The sequence below is a fragment of the Suttonella sp. genome, assembly GCF_056855035.1.
This window is the reverse complement of the sequence record NZ_JBXGGR010000032.1, coordinates 1-5836: the sequence shown is the minus strand read 5'-3', so window position 1 is coordinate 5836 and position 5836 is coordinate 1. Positions and strand designations below refer to the sequence as shown.

The 5836-nt window shown below is 49.9% G+C and carries 4 protein-coding genes and 1 pseudogene; 4 read left to right on the top strand and 1 reads right to left on the bottom strand.

The genetic code is table 11. From position 1 onward, the window contains the following. Nucleotides 1–304 precede the first annotated feature (304 nt). The 4 genes from ACJHVI_RS02890 to ACJHVI_RS02875 all read left to right on the top strand — a co-directional run bounded on the left by ACJHVI_RS02890 (nt 305) and on the right by ACJHVI_RS02875 (nt 5573). On the top strand, nt 305–2161 hold the full coding sequence (locus ACJHVI_RS02890) for an ABC transporter ATP-binding protein (RefSeq protein WP_483183122.1): 1857 nt from the start codon (nt 305–307) through the stop codon (nt 2159–2161). Nucleotides 2162–2563: 402 nt separating this feature from the next. Continuing rightward, nucleotides 2564–3535 carry a putative transporter gene (locus ACJHVI_RS02885; RefSeq protein WP_483183121.1) on the top strand — a complete coding sequence of 324 codons (972 nt, stop codon included), beginning with the start codon at nt 2564–2566 and terminating at the stop codon, nt 3533–3535. Nucleotides 3536–3537: 2 nt separating this feature from the next. Next, nucleotides 3538–4035 (top strand): PH domain-containing protein, encoded by a 498-nt coding sequence (locus tag ACJHVI_RS02880; protein WP_483183120.1) that lies wholly within the window; start codon nt 3538–3540, stop codon nt 4033–4035. Continuing rightward, nucleotides 4032–5573 carry a PH domain-containing protein gene (locus ACJHVI_RS02875; protein WP_483183119.1) on the top strand — a complete coding sequence of 514 codons (1542 nt, stop codon included), beginning with the start codon at nt 4032–4034 and terminating at the stop codon, nt 5571–5573. Before ACJHVI_RS02880 ends, ACJHVI_RS02875 begins: the two co-directional genes overlap by 4 nt. A gap of 150 nt (nt 5574–5723) precedes the next feature. On the opposite strand, the pseudogene ACJHVI_RS02870 reads toward ACJHVI_RS02875, so the two are convergent. After that, nucleotides 5724–5836, bottom strand: a pseudogene (locus ACJHVI_RS02870) (IS982 family transposase); the annotation flags it as partial.

Here is a 5836-nt window from a genome sequence, read left to right as displayed (position 1 = left end):
TTGTTGCGCTGAGTCGATATTCTTCAACAAGCTTTCTGTAGCTATGACCTGATGCCAGCTTGTCTAATATCATTTGTCTGTAATCTTTTGAGTATGCCATAAGTTTTAGTGTAACCTTTTTTGAATTCCTTGACTATATATAGTCAAGGAATTCAAAAAGAGTTACAATTTAAACACATCTCGCCGTACTCTCTGCGCTACCTGTTAGCAGCATTACTGTACCACTTTTTCATTTCTTTGACTATATAATGCCTTAACCTTATCTTGCCGCTATAATAGCCGCCTGAATTGAAAAGAGTATGAGATGCTGAAATTTTTTGAACGTTGGACGAATCCCTTTCCTGAGGGAGAAAATGATTTTCCGCCTAAAACCTTATTGGCTTTTTGTCGCTATTATTCCCGCGGTTTTTTGTTTCCGTTTGTTTTGGTAGGAATTTTTAGTTTTTTACTTGCTGTCATGGAAGTCTCGCTCTTTGCCTTTATGGGTAAAATCGTCGATTGGCTGGGCGCGGCGAATCCCGAGCATTTTTTGGCGGATGAAAAATGGCGTTTGCTGGGCATGAGTTTGGTTTTGCTGCTGTTTTTGCCGCTGACGAATTTGATGACTTCTTTGGTGCGCCATCAGGCCTTAATGGGCAATTTTCCGATGGCGGTGCGCTGGCGCATGCATAATTATCTGCTTGGGCAGAGCATGAGTTTTTATCAGGATGAGTTTGCAGGGCGCGTGTCCACTAAAGTGATGCAGACGGCTTTGGCGGTGCGGGAATTGGTGCTGAAAACCATGGACGTGATGGTCTATGTGGTGGTGTATTTCTTCTCGATGTTTGTGCTATTGGCGAGCATTCATTGGGTCTTGCTGCTACCGATTATCGTTTGGTTTGCTTTCTATATCGCCATGCAGTGGCATTTTGTGCCGCGTTTGAAGCGCGTGACGCAGGAGCAGGCGCATGCCCGTTCGACCATGACGGGACGCATCACCGATGCCTATACCAATATTTCCACCGTCAAACTTTTTGCCCATACGCAGCGAGAAAGCATTTATGCACGCAATTCCATGAGCGATTTCATGCAAACGGTGTACCGCCAATTCCGCTTGGTAACGGGCTTAAGCATTTGCATGGCGAGCATGAATTACGGTCTGATTTTTGCCGTTACCGCAGTGGGAATCGGCTTATGGCTGGACGGAAATGTCGGTGCCGGTGCGATAGCGGTGGCGGTATCTTTGGCTTTGCGTTTAAACGGCATGTCGCATTGGGTGATGTGGGAAGTGAGCAGCTTGTTTGAGCAAATCGGCACGGTAACCGACGGCATGAATATGTTGAGCCTGCCCAAAAGCGTGCAAGATGCGCCTGATGCCAAGACTTTGCAAGTCAGCCAAGGCGAGATTCGCTTTGAGAATGTGAATTTCAGCTATCAGCGCCATCATAAAGACGGCAGCAATGAACTGCTTAATGTGATTAGCGATTTGAATCTGCACATTCGCGGCGGCGAGAAAATCGGCTTGGTCGGGCGCAGCGGTGCGGGTAAATCGACTTTGGTCAATGCCTTGCTGCGTTTTTACGATATTCAGTCGGGGAAAATCCTCATTGACGGACACAATATCGCAGAAGTCAGCCAAGACAGTTTGCGCCGCCATATTGCCATGGTTACGCAGGATACCTCATTGCTGCACCGCTCGGTGCGCGAGAATATTCTCTACGGTCGTCCCGATGCCACGGATGCGCAATTGCAGGCGGCGATTGAACAGGCGGAAGCGGCGGAATTTATCGCCCATTTATCCGATCCGCAGGGTAATGAAGGCTTAGATGCGCAAGTCGGCGAGCGCGGCGTGAAACTCTCCGGCGGACAGCGGCAGCGGATTGCCATTGCCCGCGTTTTGCTCAAAGACGCGCCGATTCTGATTTTAGACGAAGCCACTTCCGCTTTGGACAGCGAAGTGGAAGCGGCGATTCAAGCCAGTTTGGACAAACTGATGCAGGGCAAGACCGTGATTGCCATTGCCCACCGCTTATCGACGATTGCGCAAATGGATCGTTTGGTTGTATTGGAAGCCGGGCGGATTATCGAGCAGGGCAGCCATGAGGAATTATTGGCGCAAAACGGTGTTTATGCGCGGCTGTGGTCGCGGCAGACCGGCGGCTATTTGGGCGATGAGGACTGAGAACTTGTTTATTGCGCGGTATGCCGATGTAGCGCGGCGATAGTCGGTCAGGGAAAGCTAATCGCATCTTGAATGACATGATTTCTTATTCCGAATTCGCGCTATACTATAGTCTCTTCAGATTAAAATGATACGCCTCAAAACAACATATTGAAATATTTTTCAATATGTTGAAAATTTTTATTGTCTCATTTTAATCTGAAGAAACTATATAGTCGAAGAATTGAAAAAATGGTACAAGGTAGCGAGTAGCAGGCAGACAGTGAATGTGGCAAAGTGAATCGAATCTGTAACTCTTTTTAAATTCTTTGACTATATCGTTCACGCAGCGGAGTATATGCTCCGCTTTTTCTTAGCTTATTTGGGCTGTGCGTTTGTCGTATGATTGGATAGAGGACAGAGATGTTTCGCAGTTTCTTTTTAAACCGCCGCTGGTTCGCTTGGTCGGCTTTGGGTTCGGTGCTGATTTTATTAACAACATGGTATCGCGTGACCTTGGATGTGGATATCAACACTTGGTTCCGCGATTTTTACGATATGGTGCAAAAAGTCTTGGCGGAGCCTAATAGCATCAGTTTTGAAGAATTTCTGCTCAAGATGCTGACCTTCGGCAAAATCGCCGCGGTTTATGTCAGCATTGCAGTGCTGCTGGACTTTTTTGTCCGCCATTATGTATTTCGCTGGCGCACGGCGATGAATGATTACTACACCGCCCATTGGCAGAAATTGCGCCATATTGAGGGCGCTTCGCAGCGCGTGCAGGAAGACACGATGCGCTTTGCCCGCATTGTAGAGGCTTTGGCGGTTTCGCTTTTACATTCCGTGATGATTTTATTCGCCTTTTTACCGGAATTGAACAAACTCTCCGTGCATGTAACGGAATTGCCGTGGATTGGCGCGGTATCTAATTCGATGGTCTGGGTGGCTTTGATTTCCGCCGCCGTCGGCACGGCATTATTGGCGGGTGCGGCAATTCGTTTGCCGGGACTGGAATTTAACAATCAAAAAGTCGAAGCCGCTTATCGCAAAGAATTGGTTTTCGGCGAAGATCATGCCGACCGCGCCCGCCCTGAAACCTTAGGGCAGCTTTATGAAAACGTGCGCAAAAATTATTTTGTTCTCTATCTGAATTATCTGTATTTCGACTTGGTGAAATGGACGTATTTGCAAGCCAGCGTCCTCTTTCCCTATATTGCGCTGGGCCCGAGCCTGATTGCCGGCGCCTTGACCTTGGGCATCATGCAGCAAATCGTGCGCGCTTTTGGCAAAGTGGAAGGCGCGTTTCAGTTTCTCGTCGTTTCATGGGGCAATATTGTCGAACTGATGTCGATTTACAAGCGCCTCAATGCCTTTGAAAAAACCTTGAAGGAGTAAACATGGATTTTCACCCGTTGCCGCGAGAGGCTTTGCAGGAGCAAATGGCAAATCTTGCCTTAATGATGCTCTTGTTTATTTTTCCGCTTTATGTGGGCTTGATATTTGTTCTGTTCTCGATGTTTTCCCAAGCGGAAACCTTCTTTTTAAAGGCTTTGTTTTGGGGCGCTATTTTGGCGCTTGCTTCTGCCGCTTACGGCGGCTATTTCTGCCTGCTGCGCCATCGCCGCTGCCAATGGCGATTGGATAATCACAGTCTCTGCTTTCATATCGGCTTGTGGCAGCGGCATGAATACTATATCGCGCGTTCGCGCGTGCAATATGTGGACGTGCGGCAAGGGCCTTTGGAACGCCATTTCGGGGTCAGCCAATTGTTTATCCATACCGCCGGCAGCATGAATGTCGTTGTTCTTAGGGGTTTATTGTATGAAGACGCGCAAGCGGTACGCCATGAATTGATTGGCGAGCATGCGCCGCCTGCCGGCGGACTTGCCTCATGACGGCTTTTGAACTGGGCGTCGCCTTAAATGCCCTGACACCGCGCCGCCTGCACCGTCATTCATGGCTCTTTATTACGATAAATCTCGTGATCGGCAATGTCATACCGCTGGCGCTGGGCTTGTGGCAGCAATTTCGCGACCCGACGGCGACCAGTATTATCTTGATTCTTGGCGCTCTGCTGATTGTGCTGCCCTTGGTACATGCGCTTTCCTACCGCCTGCATATCAGCGGCGAAGATATCGTCATTTATAGCGGCCGCCTGTTTAAATCCGTGCGCCATGTGCCGCTGGCGAATCTGCACAATGTCAATCTGCGCCGCAATGTTTTGCACCGTTGGCTGGCGGTGGCGGAAGTGCGGCTTGAAACCGCAGGCAGCGGCGGCGAATCCGAAGCCGTATTGCGCGTACTTTCTTTAGAAGATGCGCAGCATTTACAGCGCTATCTGCTCAGTCAGCGGCAAAGCCAATCATCGCCGCATCACTCCGCCGCCGCACAGACCGAAGTGCAAATCGCGCATAGCGGCGATAATCTGCTGCCCCTGCCGCGCGGCGAACTCATCCGCCTTGGCTTAAGCACTAACCAAGGCTTGGGCATCTCCGCCTTTATCTTTTATGTATTCATCGAGTTTCAGGATTATGACCGCATGGTGGCGTGGATTGGCGGGCGTCTGTTTGACAGTCTGTGGCTGACGGAAATCTTGAGCCGCTGGTGGATTATGGCATTGCTTGCCCTTTTTATCCTATGGATATTGAATAAACTCTCCGCCATTCTCTTTGTTTATTTAGGCTACAGCCATTTCACGCTCTTAGACAGCGGCGGCGAACGCATTCAACAGCAGCGAGGACTGCTGACCCAACACAGCAGCCATATCCGCAAAACCCGCATACAGGTCTGGCGCATCCAGCAAAATCCCAGCCTGCGCCTGCTTAAGCGTTACCGCATCAGCATCGATACCGCCGTCATGGACGGCGGCAAAGGCGGCGAGCGCGGCATCAGTTTGTTAGTGCCGATTGCCGAGCAGGAGACGATTCAAAGCCTGCTCCAGCATTGGCAACTGCCGTATTTTACGCAGCTGCGGCCGCTGGCGGCGCAGGCATGGCGCAGAATCTTCATTGCCTATGTCTTTAAGAGCAGTGTTTATTGCGGCATCTTAGCGCTGGGCTTGGTCGGCTTTTCCGAAAAAATTCCTGTGCAATCTGCCGTTTGGCTATGGCTTGCCCTGATACCGCTGCAATTGATTGCCGCTGTAAGGCGCGCCGCCTTTGCCGGCTGGCATTGCGAAAAAGGCTATTTCTTCTACCGCGACGGCTGGCTGTGGCGGCATTGGCATATCATCGCTTTGAAAAACATCCATGCCATCGCCCTGCAACATAATTACTTTGACCGCCGCTACCGCATGGCAAGCCTCATCCTCGACAGCATGGGTTGCAGCGCCTTAAACCGCCCCTTTGTCATTCGCTATCTGCCGCAGGAAACCGCGAAAATTTTGGCAAAACTGCTGTGGCAGCGGCAAATCAAACAATCGGCGAAACGATGAATACGAGGCGGGGCAAACCCGCCGTATTTTTCATTCTTTATCGTCGGAGAAGTGGAAATTAGTACAAGGCGGCGAGCTGCAGACAATACAAGAGCCTACGGCAAGACGAGCCAAGTCCGTAATATAACCTGAGTTCGGGATAAGCCCCCTCTATTTAGCAGCCGCCAAAGCATTCTTCCCAAACATCTGCGGCTTATACGCAAACAAGCAATATGCCGTTAATCCAGAAATCAGATTCAACAAAAATCCCTTCTCTGAACGAT

Excerpts from the sequence above, each read along its gene's own strand:
- ACJHVI_RS02890 (WP_483183122.1), top strand. The coding sequence starts at position 305 with ATGCTGAAATTTTTTGAACGTTGGACGAATCCCTTTCCTGAGGGAGAA.
- ACJHVI_RS02875 (WP_483183119.1), top strand. The coding sequence starts at position 4,032 with ATGACGGCTTTTGAACTGGGCGTCGCCTTAAATGCCCTGACACCGCGC.
- ACJHVI_RS02880 (WP_483183120.1), top strand. The coding sequence starts at position 3,538 with ATGGATTTTCACCCGTTGCCGCGAGAGGCTTTGCAGGAGCAAATGGCA.
- ACJHVI_RS02885 (WP_483183121.1), top strand. The coding sequence starts at position 2,564 with ATGTTTCGCAGTTTCTTTTTAAACCGCCGCTGGTTCGCTTGGTCGGCT.